The following is a 14,602-nucleotide window of genomic DNA, read 5'->3' as shown; positions in this document are numbered from 1 at the left end:
CGGTTAACTCAGCGATGCTTGGCATTTTAAGCGAAAATACGGCCCTGGGCGTTTTCTCAGCACTTACAAAAGGGTTATAAGCTTTTCATGCTCCTGACCGTATTCCGTTTCCTGGCGTGGTTGCCGCTGCCCTTGCTGCATGCGGTCGGCCGTCTGGCGGGGCGCATTGCCTACGCCAAGCCGGGCAAGTACCGTCAACGCATACAAAGCAATGCGCGCCAGGCCGGCTACGACGATCCGGCCTTTGCCCGTCGCGCGGCGGGCGAAGCCGGCGCCATGATCATGGAGCTTCCCAAGGTGTGGCTGCGCAGCGAGCAAAGCCTGGCCAGAACCGTCAGCGACGACAACGCGGTGGTCGAGCAGGCCCTGGCCGAGGGCCGCGGCATTCTCTATCTGACGCCCCATCTGGGCTGCTTCGAGATCGCCGGCCGCTACCAGACCCTGCATGGGCCCATCACCGTCATGTTCCGCCCCCCGCGCAAAGAGATTCTGGCGCCCGTCATGGAAAGCGCCCGCAACACCTCGGCCCTGCGCGCCGTGCCCGCCACCATGCAGGGCGTGCGCGAATTCGTGCGGGCGCTGAAGCGCGGCGAAGCCGTGGGCATGCTGCCGGACCAGGCCCCCGCCCAGGGCGAAGGCGTCTGGGCGCCCTTCTTCGGCCGCTCGGCCTACACCATGACTTTGGCCGGCAAGCTGGCCTCTCAAACCGGTGTAGCTGTCATCCTGACGGCGGGCGAGCGCCTGCCGCGCGGAAAAGGCTGGCGCATCCATTACCTGCGGCTGCCCGACCCCTTTCCCACCGACCCGCTGCAGCAGGCCATTCTCATCAATCAGACCATGGAAAGCCTCATACGCCGCTTTCCCGAACAATACCTATGGAGCTACAACCGCTACAAGACGCCAGCCGGGGCTCCGCCCCCGCCCGAGCCCGCCAGCACGTCGGCCATGCGCGATACGCCCCCGCCCGCTCCGGCGGGCGTTTCCGGCACAGACCCAGCGCGCACGCCGGATGCGGCAAGCTGAGGAGCGGCGCAAGATGAAGTTCAACAAGACAGGCCTGCTTACCGCCGTGTTTTCTTACTTCGGGCGCTGCGGCACCGCCACGCGGCTGCGCTGGGGGCGGGCGCTGGGCTGGCTGGCGCCCCGCATACTGGGCTCGCGCGCGCACATCGTGCGCACCAACCTCGAACTCTGCTTTCCACAGCACAGCCAGGCACAGCGCGAAGCCTGGCTGCGCCGGCACTTCCAGTTGCTGGCGCAGTCGGTGGTCGACCGCGGCCTGTTGTGGTTCGGCACGCGCCGGCGCATCGAGCAAACCATTTCCATCGAAGGGCTGGAGCACCTGCAGGCCCTGCTCGATGCCAGGCAGCCCATCATCTTGCTGGCCCCGCACTTCATCGGCCTGGACGCGGCCGCCACCCGCCTGACCCTGTTTCTTGAAACCTCGGCCACGCTGTACACGCCGCAAAGCGACCCCGACGTCGACCGCCTGGTGCGCGAGGGGCGCGGGCGCTTCAACACCGTGCATCTGATCAGCCGCCGCGACGGCGTGCGCGGCCTGATCCGCCAGCTGCGCGGCGGCGTGCCCGTGTATTACCTGCCCGACATGGACTGGGGCATAGAAGGCGGCGCGTTCGTGCCCTTCTTCGGCATACCCGCCGCCACTCTGCTCACTACTGCGCAAATCGCCAAGTCGCGGGACGCCGCCGTGGTGCCCATCGTCAGCCGTCTCGATATCGAGACGGGCCGCTACCGTGTGGACGTGCTGCCGCCCATCGCCGACTTTCCCGGCGAACAGTCGCTGGAAGACGCCACGGCGCGCCTGAACAAGCTGATCGAATCCTGGGTGGAGCCCGACCCGACGCAGTATTATTGGGTGCACAGGCGCTTCAAGACCCGCCCGCCCGGCGAAGAGCGGCCTTATTGAACATCATGATCTGGAATTTCACCAAAATGCAGGGCGCCGGCAACGACTTCGTCGTGCTGGATGGCGTGCGCCAATCCATACAGATGACGCCCGAGCGGGCGCGCGCGCTGGCCGACCGCCATTTCGGCATCGGCGCCGACCAGATTTTGCTGGTCGAGCCGCCCCAGCACCCCGAAGCCGATTTCCGCTATCGCGTCTTCAATGCCGACGGCGGCGAAGTCGAACATTGCGGCAACGGCGCGCGCTGCTTCGTACGCTTCGTCCACGAACAGGGGCTCTCGCGCCGCAATCCCCTGCGCGCCGAGATCTGCACCGGCCTCATCACCCTCACCGAGACGCCGTCCGGCGAAGTCACGGTCGACATGGGCCGCACACGCTTCGAGCCCGCCGACGTCGGCCTCGACGCCCGGGGCTTGTCTTCGCGCCCTTGCGGCGGCGACACGCTGTGGTCCCTGCCGCTGCAAGGCGGCGAAGCCGTCGAGCTCTCGCTGGTGGCCATCTCCAACCCGCATGCCGTGCAGCTCGTGGATGACGTCGACGCGGCGCCCGTCGCGCGCACCGGGCCGCAGATCGAGTCGCATCCGCGCTTCGCCCATCGCGTCAATGCCGGCTACATGCAGGTGCTCGACCGCCACGCCATCAAGCTGCGCGTGTACGAGCGCGGCGCCGGCGAAACCCTGGCCTGCGGCACGGGCGCCTGCGCGGCCGCCGTGGCCGGCATACGGCGCGGCTTGCTCGACAGCCCGGTGCTGGTCCATACTCGGGGTGGGCCGCTGACCATCGCCTGGAACGGCGGCGAACTCACCATGAGCGGCCCGGCCGTCAGCGTCTTCACCGGCCAGGTCGACATCGACGCCCTGACAAACTCGAACCCTTTCAAGGAAGCACCCCAGCCATGAGCACCAGCCTCAACGCCGACGACGTCGCCCATTTCCTGCAAGCCAACCCCGAGTTCTTTCAGCAGCACGCCGACCTGTTCGCCAACCTGAAGGTGCCCCATCCGCACGAAACCCGCGCCATCTCGCTGGGCGAGCGCCAGATCATGACCTTGCGCACCCGCAGCAAAGACCTCGAATGGAAACTGTCGGGCCTCATCCACAATGCCGCCGGCAACGAAAAAATCAGCAAGACGCTGATGGCCTGGTGCTGCCGCATGCTGGCCGAAGACGACGCCACCCGCATTCCCGGCCACATCGTGCGCAGCCTGGGCGACCTGTTCGACCTGCAGGCCATCGCCCTGCGCCTGTGGGACCTTCCCGGCCTGGCCGACAGCGAATTCAACCAGGACGTCACCGACAGCGTCCGTCAGTACGCGCAAGAACTCACCGCACCTTATTGCGGCCCCATGCAAGGCCAGGAAGCCGCCGGCTGGCTGGGCACGCCGCCGGCCTCGCTGGCCATCGTCGCCCTGCGCCCGGCCGACTCCGGCCAGCCCATCGGCCTGATGGTGCTGGGCTCCGACGACCCCGAACGCTTTACCTCCGACATGGCCACCGACTTCCTCGCCATCATCAACGACCTGGCCAGCGCCAGCCTGTGCCGCCTGCGCGCTCCCGCGCGCACCGAGCCTGAAACGGCCTAGGGCCGACCGGCCAGCACCATGAACGCCCTGCCGGAACCCATGGAGCAATGGCTGGAATACCTGCGGGGCAACCGCCGCTATTCCAGCCACACTTTGCAGGGCTACCGGCAAGACCTGCAGCACCTGGTTCGCCTGCAGCCCGACGCCAGCCTGCACAGCTACACCGAAAACCACATCCGCCAATCCGTGGCGCGCCTGCACGCCCAGGGCCTTCAGCCACGCAGCCTTGCGCGCGCGCTGGCCGCCTGGCGCGGCTTCTTCCAATGGTGGGCGCCCCGCGCCGGCCTGGCCCACAACCCCGCCGCCGGCGTGCGCGCCCCGAAAATACCGCGCAGCCTGCCCAAGGCCTTATCGGTCGAACAGGCCCAGGTGCTGCTCGACCGCCCCGGCCTGCCCGAGCCCAAGACGCCCATCGAATGCCGCGACCAGGCCATGTTCGAAGTGCTGTACTCGAGCGGATTGCGCCTGGCCGAACTCGTCAGCCTGGACTGGCGCTATCTGCGCAACGGCCAATATGAATCACAAAGCTGGATCCAGCTCGAAGAAGGCGAAGCCACCATACTGGGCAAGGGCGGCAAGAAACGCAGCGTTCCCCTGGGCAGCATGGCCGCCCGGGCCCTGAACCGATGGCTGCAAGAGCGCCCCAAGCTCGCAGGCGCACCCTCGCCCGACTCCGATCCCGACCCCTACGCCGCTCTCTTCCTGGGCGCGCGCGGCCAACGCATCTCGCCGCGTGTCGTGCAGCGCCAATTGAACCGCGTCGCCACCCTGGCCGGCCTGCCCGTCAACGTCCACCCCCACAGCCTGCGCCACAGCTTCGCCAGCCACCTGCTGCAATCCGCCCAAGACCTGCGCGCCGTGCAGGAACTGCTCGGCCACTCCAATATCTCGACCACGCAAATCTACACCCGGCTCGACTTCCAGCATCTGGCCAAAGCCTACGACCAGGCGCATCCGCGGGCCGGACGCAAGCAGGATTGAGCCGCTCGGGGTTCGACGCGGCTACGGCGCCAGAAGGCAATGGCTCGGCTGGCGGCAGTTATTTGTCTCGACGAGACGCGGCGGAACCAATACGCGCGGGCCTTAGCGCATAAATCAGCTGGCCCGCATTCCACTTGAACATGCCCAGATACGTTCCGGCCGGCTGATCCGGTTCGCTCAGCGTATCCGCATAGAGAACGCCGCCCACGGCTGCGCCGGTTTCCCGGGCGATCTGTTCGGCCAGCTTCGGATTCGCCGACCCTTCCAGGAAGACGGCCGCGCCGCCCACCGCGCGGACCTGCTTCACGATGGCCGCCATATTGCGCGCCGACGCCTCCGCCTGGCTGGAGATGCCCATGATCGGGATGAACTCGATACCGTAGTCGCGCCCGAAGTATCCCAGCGAATCATGCGGCACCACCACCTTGCGCTTGTCTTTCGCGATCTGCCCCAGCGCCTGGCGCACCTCGGCGTCCAGCTTCTTCATCTCATCGATGTAGCGATTGGCGCGCGCCAGATAATCGGCCGCGTTGTCCGGGTCCGCCTTGGCCAGGCCGGACGCGATATTGCGCGCGTAAATCATGCCGTTGGTCAGGCTTTGCCAGGCATGCGGGTCGATATCCCCGGCGTGGCGGCTTCCCGCTACGCCCGGCTTCCCGCCCTGGCCATGCGCATGGTCCGCCTGGTTGCCGTTCGCCTGAACAGCGGCCTGTTCGCCGCGACCGAGCCGCAGGGGCTCGATGCCTTGCGAAGCCACCACCTGCAGCCCCTTGAAATTCGACGATGCAAGCAATCGCGGCAGCCAGGCCTCGAAGCCCAATCCGTTGACCACCAGCACGCGCGCCTCGGACAGCGCACGCGCATGTTCCGGCGTAGGCTCGAATGAATGCGCGTCGCCCCCAAGCCCGATGATGGTGGTCAGCTGCACGTGGTCGCCGCCGATCTCCGCCACCATGTCGCCCAGCACCGAGAAACTGGCCACCACAGGCATCGGCTTGGCCGTGGCGCCGGGCTGCGCAGCCCAGGCCGCCGCTGTCAGCACGCTGAACAGGACGGTCGCCAGAAGCCGACAGCCACGCATAACGCCACTGCTAGACATCATTCGAACCAACATGGTGAGTTTTCCGGAAATGAAACACGCCGAAAAGTCCGCCGGCGCGATTACGGTTTCATGGCAACAAAGCCCGTGACAAGCGTCGCCGTCGAGCATACGCCTGTCGCGCTGCCTGCAACAACCCGCCATACGGCCCTAAGACGATGGAAAGTAGGTAGATACATCCCGCGGACAGGATGATAGCGGAAGAAGCGGGCGCGTTGGTATGGAATGAGATCAAGAGGCCCGCATACGCGGAGACCGAACCGATTATCGCCGCCAGCAACATCTGGCGGCCCGCCGTGCGGGTCCAGAAACGCGCCGCCGTGGCGGGCAGCATCATGATGCCCACCACCATCAGTGTGCCCAGCACCTGGAAGCCCGAGACCAGCGTCATGACCAGCAGCAGCAGGAAAACCATGTGGATGATGGAGCCGCGGCCCCGCTCCACCCGCAGGAATCCCGGGTCCAGGCATTCCAGCACCAGCGGCCGGTAGATCAGCGCCAGCGCCGGCAAGGTGACGCTGGCGCTGGCCGTGACCAGCAGCAGGGCCGAATCGTCCAGGCCCAATACCGTGCCGAACAGGACGTGGATGAGGTCCATATTGGAGCCGCGCAGCGACACCAGCAGCACGCCCAGGCCCAGCGAGATCAGATAAAAGGACGCAAAGCTGGCGTCCTCGCGCAGCGGCGTCAGGCGCGCCACCAGGCCGGCCAGCATGGCCACCACGATGCCGGTGATCATGCCGCCTATCGTCATGGCGCTGAGCGACAGGCCGGCCGTCAGAAAGCCCACCGCCACGCCAGGCAATATGGCGTGCGCCATGGCGTCGCCCATCAGGCTCATGCGGCGCAGCACCAGGAACACCCCCAGCGGGCCGGCCGCAAAGGCCAGCGCCAGCGACCCCGCCAAGCCCCTGCGCATGAAGCCGTAATCGACGAAGGGCGTCCACAGCCAGTCGAGCGCCCAGGTCATAGATAGTCTCCCGCGCAAAGATGCCGCGCCAGGTGCAGGTTCTCGGGCGTCAGCACCGACTCCGTAGGGCCCCAGGCCACCGCCTGGCCGGCCATCAACAGCGCCTCGGGAAAGCGGGCGCGCACCATTTCAAGGTCGTGCAGCACCACCACCACCGTGCGGCCCTCTTCGTGCCAGGCCATCAACAGCCGCATCAGGTCTTCCGTCGTGTCGCGGTCGATGGCGGCAAAGGGTTCGTCCAGCAGCAGCGTGCGCGCGTCATGCAGCAGCAGGCGGGCGAACAGCGCGCGCTGCAACTGGCCGCCCGAAAGCGTGCCGATGATGCGATGCCGGAAGTCGGACAGGCCCACCGCTTCCAGCGCATGCTCCACGCGCTCGTGCTCATCGCCCGAAAAGCGGCGCCAGGCTCCCACGCGGCGCCATGCGCCCATGGCGACCAGATCGTAGACTGTGATGGGAAAACTGCGGTCCAGGTCATCGGCCTGCGGTAAAAAAGCCAGGTCGCGGCGCGGGTCATCCGCCAAATGGATGTGGCCTTTAAGCGGATTGAGCAAGCCCACGATGCCCTTGAGCAGGGTCGACTTGCCCGCGCCGTTGGGGCCCACCACCGCCGTCAGGGTGCCGCGCCGAAAGGCGCCCGTGACCCCGCGCACCGCAATGCGGCCGCGCCAGCCCAGCGACACGTCGTCCAATTCAATGACAGGAGGCGCCATGTCGCTTACCACCAACCCATGGCCCAGCCTGTCAGGCCCCACAGGAATGCCACCGCCGCCAGCACGCGCAGCGCCCGCCCCCATGAGGAGGCCAGCACGGCGGATCCTCGGTAGGCCGTCGAACGACGTGGAAACAAAGCAGAGCGGGCCATGTAGAATGGAATCGATTCCTTGCAGAATCCGTTATGTTATAACATTTACACTAACCCCATAGCACGCCTTGCAGCCATGTCCGTGAAGAAGACCTCGACGCCCCTCTCGGTTGCGGCCCAATTGGACACCGCCGAGAACCTGTGCCGCGAGCGCGGCAAGCGCCTCACGCCCATCCGCCGCAAGGTGCTGGAGATTCTTCTCGAGCAGGGCCGCAGCGTCAAAGCCTACGAGCTGCTGGACGAAATACGCCGCGTGCAGCCGGGCGCCGCGCCGCCCACGGTCTACCGCGCGCTCGACTTCCTGATCGAAGAAGGCCTCATCCACCGCCTGGACGCCGTCAACGCCTGGTCCGCCTGCCTGGACGCCGGCGGCCAGCCCCACGACCTGCTCGTCATCTGCACCAACTGCGGCGCGGTGGCCGAGTTCAGCGACCCGGCATTGAGCCGCCAGCTGGCCCGCAAAGTGGCCACCGCCGGTTTCGTTCTGGCCAACCACGAAACCGAACTGCGCGCCCTGTGCAACGCCTGCCACGCCCAGGCCCATGCAAGCGGCGAACCCCTTCACGGGCACAGCCACCGGCACTGAACCGCGGCCGCAAGGCCCCGTGTTACAAGGGTTTTCCCCAGCCAAGAGCCGCTTGGGCCCGAGGTTTGCTCTTCCCGGCCGGCTGTGCTGTAATCGCACGTTGTATGATTTTTTGCGCGGTATGGAATTACCTGGTGTAGTCGCCAATTGAGCGCCGCCTTGCAGTTCGCATGCCGCGAAAGCGAGCATAACGATGGCATCAGGTTTGGACAAAATGGTTCCGGTCACCATACTGACCGGTTTTCTGGGCGCAGGTAAGACGACGCTGCTCAAGCGCATCCTCACCGAAAACCACGGCCAGAAGATCGCCGTCATCGAAAACGAGTTCGGGCCCGAAAGCATCGACAACGAACTCCTGGTTCAAGAGCGCGACGAACAGATCATCGAGCTCAGCAACGGCTGCGTCTGCTGCACCATTCGCGGCGACCTGCAGCGCGCGCTGTCCGACCTGCGCCAAAAGCGCCAGTCGGGCGACATCAAGTTCGACCGCGTCATCCTCGAAACCACCGGCATGGCCAACCCCGGCCCCGTGTGCCAGACCTTCTTCATGGACGACGAAATCGCCGAGTACTACCGGCTGGACGCCGTCATTACCGTGGTCGACGCCAAGCACGGCATGGAAGCCCTGGACAAACAGGAAGAGGCCCAGAAGCAGGTAGGCTTTGCCGACGTCATCCTGGTTTCCAAGAAAGACCTCGTCAACGAGGCCGACTATCAGGCGTTGCGTTCGCGACTGGTGCAGATCAACCCGCGCGCGCCCATCAAATCGGTGCACTTCGGCGAAGCCGACATCAAGTCGCTGCTGGACGTAAGCGGCTTCAACCTCAACACCATCCTGGACATCGACCCCGAGTTCCTGGCCGAAGAGCACCCCGACGCCGCGCACGACCACGATCACGGGCACGAGCACAACCACCACGATCATGCCCATGATCACGACCACGAAGGCGACTGCGGCCCCAATTGCGGTCATGCGCATCACGGCCACCATCATCACCAGCACAACGATGAAATCGGCGCTTTCGTGTTCCGTTCGAACAGGCCCTTCGACCCCGAACGCCTCGAAGATTTCCTGGGCGGCGTCGTCCAGGTCTATGGCGAAGACCTGCTTCGCTACAAAGGTATTCTGTACGTGAAAGGCAGCAAACGCCGCCTGCTGTTCCAGGGCGTGCACATGATGATGGGCGCCGAGCCGGGCAAACCCTGGCTTGCCAACGAGAAACCCAACACTAAGATGGTATTCATCGGCCGAAAACTTCCCGAGGACATTTTTACCCAAGGGTTGGAACAATGCCTGATCCCATAACCGAAAGTTCGCTCGCGTTATGAGAGCCGACTCGACACTACTAAAAGAGGTAGACCATGGCCACAAAAACGTCAGCCACTAAATCTCCGGGCCATCTGCTTACGGAAAAAGAACTCCTGGCAATGCCCGAGTCCGACTACATGAACGAAGCTCAGCTGGAATTCTTTCGCAATCGCCTGAAAGAACTCGAGCAAGAGATTCTGAACAACGCGGACGCGACCACCGAGAACCTGCGCGAAACCCAATTCGTGCCCGATCCGGCCGACCGCGCCACCATCGAAGAAGAGCACGCGCTCGAACTGCGCACCCGCGACCGCGAACGCAAGCTCCTGAAGAAAGTGCAGCAGTCGCTGGCGCTGATCGACTCCGGCGAATACGGCTGGTGCGAAGAAACCGGCGAGCCCATCGGCCTGCAGCGCCTGTTGGCCCGCCCCACGGCCACCCTGTCGCTCGAAGCGCAAGAGCGCCGCGAAATGCGCCAGAAGCTGTACGGCGACTGAGCCTCGGCGTCCGGCAACCCGCCCCCGGCTTGGCGCCGGGGCGGGCTTCTCTGTCTCATCCTTCCGCATTCCAGTACTTCCCCCCCCCGCCTCCGCGGCGCCGCTCCAGCCCATCAGGACAAAAACTCCCGATCCCGCCTTGAATTCCGGCCGGGCGTCCTCATCTATGGAATTCAAAGGAAGAATCCATGGAACAATTTCACGCTACCACCATCATCTGCGTTCGGCGCGGCGACCAGGTCGCCATTGGCGGCGATGGGCAGGTAACCCTGGGTAACATCGTTTTCAAGGGCACGGCGCGCAAGATCCGCCGCCTGTACCACGACAAGGTGCTGGCCGGCTTTGCCGGCGCCACCGCCGACGCCTTCACCCTGCAAGAGCGCTTCGAGGCCAAGCTCGAAAAATATCAGGGCAACCTGATGCGCGCCGCGGTCGAACTGACCCGCGACTGGCGCACCGACCGCGTGCTGCGCAGGCTCGAGGCCATGCTCATCGTGGCCGACCGCGAGCACTCCCTGGTGCTGACCGGCAACGGCGACGTGCTCGAACCCGAGCACGGCCTGGCCGCCATCGGCTCGGGCGGCGCCTATGCCCAGTCCGCCGCCCTGGCCTTGCTGCAACACACCGACCTGCCGCCGGCCGACATCGTGAAGAAGTCGCTCGAAATCGCCGGCGACCTGTGCATTTACACCAACCAGAATCACATCGTCGAGAACCTGTAATCATGTCCGCCACGAATATGACCCCCGGCGAAATCGTCTCCGAACTCGACAAGAACATCGTCGGCCAGAACCGCGCCAAGCGTTCCGTCGCCGTGGCGTTGCGCAACCGCTGGCGCCGCCAGCAGGTGCCCGCCCCCCTGCGCAACGAGATCGTCCCCAAGAACATCCTCATGATCGGGCCCACCGGCGTGGGCAAGACCGAGATCGCGCGCCGCCTGGCCAAACTGGCCAATGCGCCCTTCATCAAGATCGAGGCCACCAAGTTCACCGAAGTGGGCTACGTGGGCCGCGACGTCGACACCATCATCCGCGACCTGGTCGAGATCTCCGTCAAGCAGACCCGCGAGATCGAAATGCGCCGCGTGCGCGCCCAGGCCGAAGATGCCGCCGAGGACCGCATCCTCGACGTGCTGATCCCGCCCGCCCGCAATGCCCGCGGCGAGCCCGACCGCGAAGAGACCAACGCCCGCCAGACCTTCCGCAAGCGTCTGCGCGAAGGCCGCCTGGACGACACCATGATCGAAATCGACGTCGCCCAGTCCATGCCGCAGATGGAAATCATGGCGCCCCCCGGCATGGAGGAAATGACCGAGCAGCTCAAGGGCATGTTCGCCGGCCTGGGTCGCGAAAAGACCAAAAGCCGCAAGCTGACCGTGAAAGAAGCCTTCAAGCTGCTGGTCGAAGAAGAAGCCTCGCGCCGCGTCAACGAAGAAGACCTGCGCACGGTGGCCGTGAACAACGCCGAGCAGAACGGCATCGTCTTCCTGGACGAGATCGACAAGATCACCACCCGGCAAGAGGCCGGCAGCGGCGAAGTCTCGCGCCAGGGCGTGCAGCGCGACCTGCTGCCCCTGGTCGAAGGCACCACCGTCAACACCAAGTACGGCGTCGTGCGCACCGATCACATCCTGTTCATCGCCTCGGGCGCCTTCCACCTTTCCAAGCCTTCCGACCTGATTCCCGAGCTCCAGGGCCGCTTCCCCATCCGCGTCGAACTCGATTCGCTCACCGCCGACGATTTCGTGCGCATCCTGTGCGACACCGACGCCTCGCTGACCAAGCAGTACAGCGCCTTGATGGCCACCGAAGAGGTCAATCTCGAGTTCACCGACGAAGGCATCCGCCGCCTCGCCGAACTGGCCTTCAACGTGAACGAGCGCACCGAAAACATCGGCGCCCGCCGGCTTTACACCGTGATGGAAAAGCTGCTGGAAGACCTGTCGTTCGAAGCCACCGCCAACAGCGGCAAGACCGTCACCATCGACGCCGCCTACGTCAACGACAAGCTCGAAGAGGCCGCAAGCAGCGAAGATCTGGCGAGGTATGTGCTGTAAAACCTCTAGCGCCTCGTCGCCTCTACGATCGATGAATGGCTGGTTGAATTCATCCCGTAGGTTGGTGCTGGCGCTAATCAATATGCATCCGAAACGGACCTACAAACCATTATGTAACACCCAGCATCAGGTCTGCCACAGGGACGCCGCATGACCGCGTTATCATTAAGACACGCAATTCAGGAGTCCAGCATGTCTTATCGCCAACTCAGTATCGTACCGGCCGTGCTGGCCGGACTCGTGGCTGTTGCCGCCTGCGTGGCGCCCGCTCATGCGCAAGAGGCTCAAGCCTCGGGCGAGGTGCGGCGGGTCAATGCAGACGAAGGCAAAATCACCATCAAGCACGGCGCCATCTCCGAACTCGAGCTGCCCGCCATGTCGCTCGTCTATCGGGCCGACCCCACGCTGCTGCGCGGCATCCAGCCCGGCGACAAAATCACCTTCACCGCCAAACGCGAAGGCAAGCGCTACGTGGTGACGAAAATATCCAAATAGAACTCAAAACGCGATTTTGGCCCATCCGCCTATACCCTGGTCGCGCAGGCTCCGTCCGAAGCGGCCCAGATAGGCGAAGCCGACATTTGCCGTTTTGCCGACGCGGGCGTCCAGGCCCAGCTGCAGCGACCATGACCGCCGTTCGGGGGCCAAGCCTTGCGAGGCAAACAACGTTTGCGTGGCGCTGTCGCGGAATGATTGCGTGGTTTCGGCGTGACTGCGGCCGGCATGATGCCAGGCCAGTTGAGCGTAGATTATTCCTTCTTTACCTGCCGCCGTCGGCCCCGCCGCCGGTCCCGACGACAACGCCCGAACGCCCGCCTCCGCCCTCAAGCCCAGGGTGGAAAGCCAGGCCGTCATGGAGGCAGGCCGGACGCTCAAGGCCGCCGGCCCGCCCGTCTCGACGAAGCCATCCAGTCCCGTCCGCACCCAAGCGAGCCGGGCAAAAGGCGTGATGCTGACGCGATGCAGCGTCTGCCTCCTACCCGCTTCTGCCACGGGCTCGCCTGTCGACTCCCCTGCCACTGACGTCGACGGAACACCGGTCAACGGCCATGCCGCCTCGCCAAACACTTGCGTCGTATGGCCCCGGTAGCGCGCGGCCAGTGTGTCGCGCAGGGCGCCGGCGTTGACGAAGCGGCTGATTTTGAGGCGGTGCCACGATCGTGCGGCGCCGACCGCCAAGCGCAGGCCAGCAATGTGTCCGGCCAGATGCAGCCCCGCGTGAGTGCTCTCGATGTCGGCCCGCGCCGAGCCTTCGTCGCGGTCCATCCGGCTGCGCTGGGCGCCGAAATAGGCGCCGGCATTCCACGAAGCGTTCACGGCCGCGGCGACGCCCAGCGCGACGCCGTCCAGACGCCGTGTATCGCCCGGTATGCCGTTCCTGCCATCTCGCACTTGGTCGGCATGGAACGCTTCGACCCACGGCATCAGCACGCTGGAGATGATCGAAGCATGTGCAGCTGTGTCCGTCGATGGCGACACAGCTTGGTACATCGACGATGGCGCGAGCAGCCTCATCGAGTGTGAACCTGCATCCTGTTGCGACGCAGTCATCGCCATCGCCCTTCGCAGCACCGCCTCGCGCAGAAAGCGGCTGTCGTCCCATACGCTGGACAGCACGGAAGCATTCCAGCTGCCCGTCAATTGCCGCAGGGCGTCGCGGGCGGAGTCCTTATCCAGCCCCACCAGGCTTTCGTTCAGCTCAGGGTTCGATTTGGGCGGAGCCTGATCCGTCCCGCCATTGTCGACCACGTCGCCGGGCGGTTTGGGCGCTTCGGGATCGGAGCCCGGCGGCGACACGTCCTCATCGATGATCTTGCCTACCCCTTCTTCATCCGGCGTCTCGCCCACGTCGTCGATGGGCAGGTCGTTGCGAAGCAAGGTCAAGGTGACGGTGTCATCGCTGTATGAAAGGCTGGGTGTCAGAAAGGCCAGGTCTGACGACACCGAAGCGAACTCGCTATCGCCGAAGCCGCCCCGCGCCGTCAACACCACATACGACGTGCTGGCCTGCCAAAGTCCATTGTGCGCCAATACGGCCACCTCGCCGTCGAGCAGGGCCTTGCCGCCGACCCGCACCGCATCCGATTCCCCCGTAGCCAGGACATCGACCTCGAAGCGGCTGCCCGTCTCGAGACGGATATCTCCCATGACGGTCAGCATGCCCAACTCGTTACCCGATCCAGTCATGAACCGTATATCGCCAGCGACTGCGGCGTCGCCCGGCGCCAGGATACCGCCCCGCCCCACATGCACAGCGGCCACAGACCCTGCGCCTTGCAACCGCGAGCTCGTCTCCACTTTGACCGAACCCGAAAAGATCTCGTTGATGGCGAGCGTCCCTTGAGCCACCCGGACCGCTCCCGTATAGGCCATGGCATCGCCCGCGATGTCCAGCACACCATCGCCCAGCTTCACGAAGGGCGCACTGCCCTGCAGCAGGCCTGAATGCACGGCCCTGCCGGCCTCCACCTTCCAGCCCACCGTCTGGTCCAGGCCCGCCGGCGGCGCGACAGGCGTGTAGCGGCCGGCGGGCAGCATGTCGGCGATCTCCAGCCCACTTAGGGTCAGCGGCCGGGCCACGTCGATACCGGGCGAATACTCCAGCCATGTGCCGCGTATCGCCTCGATGCCGCCCCATAGGCCAAACACCGAGGGGCCGTCCACGTGCAGGCCGCCCTGCAACAATCGCGTGCTGCCTCGATACGAATTGCTGCCCGTGTAGCGCGCCAC

15 protein-coding genes are annotated in these 14,602 nt (G+C 65.2%); 11 read left to right on the top strand and 4 right to left on the bottom strand.

Annotated elements, in window-relative coordinates; genetic code table 11:
- Nucleotides 1-87: 87 nt before the first annotated feature.
- Genes CSC67_RS06265 through xerC form a run of 5 tightly spaced genes read left to right on the top strand, consistent with a single transcriptional unit; the run spans nt 88 to nt 4,490 of the window.
- Nucleotides 88-1,023, top strand: a complete 936-nt coding sequence (locus CSC67_RS06265; RefSeq protein ID WP_245220141.1) for a lysophospholipid acyltransferase family protein — start codon at nt 88-90, stop codon at nt 1,021-1,023.
- Nucleotides 1,024-1,036: 13 nt separating this feature from the next.
- Nucleotides 1,037-1,927, top strand: coding sequence for a lysophospholipid acyltransferase family protein (locus CSC67_RS06260; RefSeq protein WP_118993638.1), 891 nt, complete (start codon nt 1,037-1,039; stop codon nt 1,925-1,927).
- A gap of 5 nt (nt 1,928-1,932) precedes the next feature.
- Nucleotides 1,933-2,826 carry a diaminopimelate epimerase gene (dapF, locus tag CSC67_RS06255; RefSeq protein WP_118993637.1) on the top strand — a complete coding sequence of 298 codons (894 nt, stop codon included), beginning with the start codon at nt 1,933-1,935 and terminating at the stop codon, nt 2,824-2,826.
- On the top strand, nt 2,823-3,509 hold the full coding sequence (locus tag CSC67_RS06250; RefSeq protein WP_118993636.1) for a DUF484 family protein: 687 nt from the start codon (nt 2,823-2,825) through the stop codon (nt 3,507-3,509). The genes dapF and CSC67_RS06250 overlap by 4 nt, the downstream gene beginning before the upstream one ends.
- A gap of 18 nt (nt 3,510-3,527) precedes the next feature.
- Nucleotides 3,528-4,490 (top strand): tyrosine recombinase XerC, encoded by a 963-nt coding sequence (gene xerC, locus CSC67_RS06245; RefSeq protein WP_118993635.1) that lies wholly within the window; start codon nt 3,528-3,530, stop codon nt 4,488-4,490.
- 58 nt (nt 4,491-4,548) lie between these two features.
- On the opposite strand, the gene CSC67_RS06240 is transcribed toward xerC, so the two are convergent.
- The 3 genes from CSC67_RS06240 to aztA all read right to left on the bottom strand — a co-directional run bounded on the left by CSC67_RS06240 (nt 4,549) and on the right by aztA (nt 7,272).
- On the bottom strand, nt 4,549-5,571 hold the full coding sequence (locus CSC67_RS06240; protein ID WP_118993634.1) for a metal ABC transporter solute-binding protein, Zn/Mn family: 1,023 nt from the start codon (nt 5,569-5,571) through the stop codon (nt 4,549-4,551).
- An 88-nt stretch (nt 5,572-5,659) separates the two neighbouring features.
- Nucleotides 5,660-6,559 carry a metal ABC transporter permease gene (locus CSC67_RS06235; protein ID WP_118993633.1) on the bottom strand — a complete coding sequence of 300 codons (900 nt, stop codon included), beginning with the start codon at nt 6,557-6,559 and terminating at the stop codon, nt 5,660-5,662.
- Complete coding sequence (gene aztA / locus CSC67_RS06230) at nt 6,556-7,272, bottom strand: zinc ABC transporter ATP-binding protein AztA (RefSeq protein WP_118993838.1); 717 nt, start codon at nt 7,270-7,272, stop codon at nt 6,556-6,558. The genes CSC67_RS06235 and aztA overlap by 4 nt, the downstream gene beginning before the upstream one ends.
- Nucleotides 7,273-7,500: 228 nt before the next feature.
- On the opposite strand from aztA, the gene CSC67_RS06225 reads away from it, so the two are divergent.
- The 6 genes from CSC67_RS06225 (at nt 7,501) to CSC67_RS06200 (ending at nt 12,367) form a co-directional block, all read left to right on the top strand.
- Entirely contained in the window at nt 7,501-8,010 is a 510-nt protein-coding gene (locus tag CSC67_RS06225) for a Fur family transcriptional regulator (RefSeq protein ID WP_118993632.1), read from the top strand.
- 193 nt (nt 8,011-8,203) lie between these two features.
- The gene (locus CSC67_RS06220) at nt 8,204-9,316 is read left to right on the top strand and encodes a CobW family GTP-binding protein (protein WP_118993631.1); all 1,113 of its coding nucleotides are present in this window, start codon (nt 8,204-8,206) and stop codon (nt 9,314-9,316) included.
- A gap of 56 nt (nt 9,317-9,372) precedes the next feature.
- On the top strand, nt 9,373-9,816 hold the full coding sequence (gene dksA / locus CSC67_RS06215) for an RNA polymerase-binding protein DksA (RefSeq protein ID WP_118993630.1): 444 nt from the start codon (nt 9,373-9,375) through the stop codon (nt 9,814-9,816).
- A gap of 188 nt (nt 9,817-10,004) precedes the next feature.
- Nucleotides 10,005-10,538, top strand: a complete 534-nt coding sequence (gene hslV / locus CSC67_RS06210) for an ATP-dependent protease subunit HslV (RefSeq protein ID WP_118993629.1) — start codon at nt 10,005-10,007, stop codon at nt 10,536-10,538.
- 2 nt (nt 10,539-10,540) lie between these two features.
- The gene (hslU, locus tag CSC67_RS06205) at nt 10,541-11,872 is read left to right on the top strand and encodes an ATP-dependent protease ATPase subunit HslU (protein ID WP_118993628.1); all 1,332 of its coding nucleotides are present in this window, start codon (nt 10,541-10,543) and stop codon (nt 11,870-11,872) included.
- 192 nt (nt 11,873-12,064) lie between these two features.
- Nucleotides 12,065-12,367, top strand: coding sequence for a copper-binding protein (locus tag CSC67_RS06200; protein ID WP_118993627.1), 303 nt, complete (start codon nt 12,065-12,067; stop codon nt 12,365-12,367).
- A gap of 3 nt (nt 12,368-12,370) precedes the next feature.
- Here CSC67_RS06200 and CSC67_RS06195 read toward each other — a convergent pair whose 3' ends face one another.
- The gene (locus CSC67_RS06195; RefSeq protein ID WP_135227433.1) at nt 12,371-14,602 is read right to left on the bottom strand and encodes an autotransporter outer membrane beta-barrel domain-containing protein; all 2,232 of its coding nucleotides are present in this window, start codon (nt 14,600-14,602) and stop codon (nt 12,371-12,373) included.

Origin of the sequence: Pusillimonas caeni (genome assembly GCF_003545815.1) — a bacterium.
GTDB classification, from domain to species: domain Bacteria; phylum Pseudomonadota; class Gammaproteobacteria; order Burkholderiales; family Burkholderiaceae_B; genus Pusillimonas; species Pusillimonas caeni.
The sequence above is the reverse complement of the archived record's forward strand: the minus strand, read 5'-3'. Positions and strand labels throughout refer to the sequence as shown.

Excerpts from the sequence above, each read along its gene's own strand:
- CSC67_RS06220 (WP_118993631.1), top strand. The coding sequence starts at position 8,204 with ATGGCATCAGGTTTGGACAAAATGGTTCCGGTCACCATACTGACCGGT.
- dapF (WP_118993637.1), top strand. The coding sequence starts at position 1,933 with ATGATCTGGAATTTCACCAAAATGCAGGGCGCCGGCAACGACTTCGTC.
- CSC67_RS06240 (WP_118993634.1), bottom strand. The coding sequence starts at position 5,571 with ATGCGTGGCTGTCGGCTTCTGGCGACCGTCCTGTTCAGCGTGCTGACA.
- dksA (WP_118993630.1), top strand. The coding sequence starts at position 9,373 with ATGGCCACAAAAACGTCAGCCACTAAATCTCCGGGCCATCTGCTTACG.
- hslV (WP_118993629.1), top strand. The coding sequence starts at position 10,005 with ATGGAACAATTTCACGCTACCACCATCATCTGCGTTCGGCGCGGCGAC.
- xerC (WP_118993635.1), top strand. The coding sequence starts at position 3,528 with ATGAACGCCCTGCCGGAACCCATGGAGCAATGGCTGGAATACCTGCGG.
- CSC67_RS06250 (WP_118993636.1), top strand. The coding sequence starts at position 2,823 with ATGAGCACCAGCCTCAACGCCGACGACGTCGCCCATTTCCTGCAAGCC.
- CSC67_RS06260 (WP_118993638.1), top strand. The coding sequence starts at position 1,037 with ATGAAGTTCAACAAGACAGGCCTGCTTACCGCCGTGTTTTCTTACTTC.
- aztA (WP_118993838.1), bottom strand. The coding sequence starts at position 7,272 with ATGGCGCCTCCTGTCATTGAATTGGACGACGTGTCGCTGGGCTGGCGC.
- CSC67_RS06265 (WP_245220141.1), top strand. The coding sequence starts at position 88 with ATGCTCCTGACCGTATTCCGTTTCCTGGCGTGGTTGCCGCTGCCCTTG.
- hslU (WP_118993628.1), top strand. The coding sequence starts at position 10,541 with ATGTCCGCCACGAATATGACCCCCGGCGAAATCGTCTCCGAACTCGAC.
- CSC67_RS06225 (WP_118993632.1), top strand. The coding sequence starts at position 7,501 with ATGTCCGTGAAGAAGACCTCGACGCCCCTCTCGGTTGCGGCCCAATTG.
- CSC67_RS06235 (WP_118993633.1), bottom strand. The coding sequence starts at position 6,559 with ATGACCTGGGCGCTCGACTGGCTGTGGACGCCCTTCGTCGATTACGGC.
- CSC67_RS06200 (WP_118993627.1), top strand. The coding sequence starts at position 12,065 with ATGTCTTATCGCCAACTCAGTATCGTACCGGCCGTGCTGGCCGGACTC.